This window comes from Thiohalocapsa sp. (assembly GCF_019695415.1).
Taxonomy (GTDB): Bacteria; Pseudomonadota; Gammaproteobacteria; order Chromatiales; family Chromatiaceae; genus Thiohalocapsa.
On sequence record NZ_JAIFKJ010000065.1, the window covers coordinates 1 to 2777 of the forward strand.

The 2777-nt window shown below is 63.0% G+C and carries 2 pseudogenes; both read left to right on the plus strand.

The annotated features are described in order from the left end of the window. Window positions 1-1434, plus strand: a pseudogene (gene rpoB / locus I6U14_RS00760) (DNA-directed RNA polymerase subunit beta); the annotation flags it as partial. Window positions 1435-1582: 148 nt separating this feature from the next. Further along, window positions 1583-2777 (plus strand): annotated as a pseudogene (locus tag I6U14_RS00765) (DNA-directed RNA polymerase subunit beta'); the annotation flags it as partial.

The window sequence follows — 2777 nt, forward strand, 5'->3', positions numbered from 1 at the left end:
GGCGACATCCTGGTGGGCAAGGTCACGCCCAAGGGCGAGACGCAGCTGACCCCCGAAGAGAAGCTGCTGCGCGCTATCTTCGGCGAAAAGGCTTCGGACGTGAAGGACACCTCGCTCCGACTGCCGTCCGGCATGGCCGGAACCGTGGTGGATGTGCAGGTTTTCACGCGCGACGGCGTCGAAAAGGACAAGCGCGCATTGCAGATCGAGGAGATGGAGCTCGAGCGCATCCGCAAGGACTTGGGCGACCAACAGCGCATCATGGAAAAGGACGCCTTCCAGCGCATGGAGAAGCTTCTGGTCGGCAAGACTGCCGACGGCGGCCCCGCTGGACTGAAGGCGGGCGCCAAGATCACCAAGACCTATCTCAACGAGCTCGCTGAAGAGCACGGTCGTGACCGCTGGCTGGAGATCCGTCTTCGCAGCGAGGACGCGGCGATGCAGCTCGAGGCCGCCGGGGCGCAGATCAAGCAGCAGCGCGAAGAGTTCCGTGACCACTTCGAGACCAAAAAGCGCAAGATCACCCAGGGTGACGAGCTGGCCCCGGGTGTGCTGAAGATGGTCAAGGTCTATGTTGCCGTGAAGCGGCGCATCCAGCCCGGCGACAAGATGGCCGGTCGCCACGGCAACAAGGGCGTGATCTCCCGTGTTGTGCCCGTCGAGGACATGCCCTTCAGTGCCGACGGCGAGCCCGTGGACATTGTACTCAACCCGCTCGGTGTGCCCTCGCGCATGAACGTCGGCCAGGTGCTGGAGACGCATCTGGGTTGGGCGGCCAAGGGCCTAGGTCAGCGCATCGACGCGATGCTCCGCAGCGAGGCTGCCGCTTCTGAAGTGCGCGGCTTTCTCGAAGAGCTCTACAACACGAGCGGCAAGAAAGAGGCCCTGGACGAGCTTGATGATGAGCAGCTGTTGGCGCTCGCTCGAAACCTCACAGGTGGCGTGCCGCTGGCCACGCCGGTCTTCGACGGTGCCACCGAAGAAGAAATCCGGCAGATGCTGCGCCTTGCTGGCCTGGCGGAATCCGGCCAGACAACGCTCTACGATGGCCGCTCAGGTGAGCCTTTTGAGCGGCCTGTCACCGTCGGCTACATGTACATGCTGAAGCTGAACCACCTGGTGGACGACAAGATGCATGCCCGCTCCACCGGACCATACAGTCTGGTGACTCAGCAGCCGCTGGGCGGCAAGGCACAATTCGGCGGTCAGCGCTTCGGCGAAATGGAGGTCTGGGCCCTCGAGGCCTATGGTGCCGCCTATACGCTTCAGGAGATGCTCACGGTGAAATCGGACGACGTCAATGGCCGCACCAAGATGTACAAGAATATTGTCGACGGCGACCACCGCATGGAGGCCGGCATGCCCGAGTCCTTCAACGTGCTGGTCAAGGAGATCCGCTCCCTCGGCATCAACGTCGAATTGGAACAGGATTAGTTTCGAATTCGAGTTACGAGTAGCGAGTTACGAGTAGCGAGTGACGAGGGGCGCCAGACGCACCGGGATTCGACGCCCGCCGGCGTAGGTCCGCCAACCTCGATACTCGACACTCGATACTCGAAACCCTCTTCTACGGAGATCGGCTTTGAAAGATCTGCTCAGAATCATCAAGCAGCAGGGTCAGGCGCTGGAGTTCGATGCCATCCGCATCGGGCTGGCCTCGCCGGACATGATCCGCTCCTGGTCCTACGGCGAGGTCAAGAAGCCGGAGACCATCAACTACCGGACCTTCAAGCCGGAGCGCGACGGCCTGTTCTGCGCCAAGATCTTCGGCCCGGTGAGCGACTACGAGTGCCTGTGCGGCAAGTACAAGCGCCTCAAGCACCGCGGTGTGGTGTGCGAGAAGTGTGGTGTGGAGGTCACACTGGCCAAGGTGCGCCGCGAGCGCATGGGTCACATCGACCTGGCCAGCCCCGTCGCGCACATCTGGTTTCTGAAGTCGCTGCCCTCGCGCATCGGCCTCCTGCTGGACATGACCCTGCGCGACATCGAGCGGGTGCTCTACTTCGAGTCTTTCGTCGTCGTCGACCCCGGCATGACGGCGGATCTGGAGCGCGGCCAGCTGCTCACCGACGAGCAGTATCTGGACGCGCTGGAGGCGAACGGCGACGAGTTCGACGCGCGCATGGGCGCCGAAGCCGTCTTCGAGCTGCTGCGCACCATCGACCTGGATGCCGAGATCCGCACCATGCGGGAGGAGATCGAGGCAACCAACTCCGAGACCAAAATCAAGAAGCTCTCCAAGCGCCTGAAGCTGATGGAGTCGCTGCAAGCCTCCGGCAACCGCCCGGAATGGATGATCCTCACCGTGCTCCCGGTGCTGCCACCGGAGCTGCGTCCTCTGGTGCCGCTGGACGGCGGCCGCTTCGCCACGTCCGATCTCAACGATCTGTATCGCCGCGTCATCAACCGCAACAACCGCCTCAAGCGGTTGCTGGATCTGGTGGCACCGGACATCATCGTCCGCAACGAAAAGCGCATGCTGCAGGAGGCTGTCGACGCGCTGCTCGACAATGGCCGTCGTGGTCGAGCCATCACCGGGACCAACAAGCGGCCCCTCAAGTCCCTCGCCGACATGATCAAGGGCAAGCAGGGGCGGTTCCGCCAGAACCTGCTCGGTAAGCGCGTCGACTACTCGGGGCGCTCGGTCATCGTGGTGGGACCGACGCTCAAGCTGCATCAGTGTGGCCTGCCCAAGCGGATGGCGCTGGAGCTGTTCAAGCCTTTCATCTTCAGCAAGCTGCAGAGCCGTGGCCTGGCCGCCACCATCAAGGCCGCCA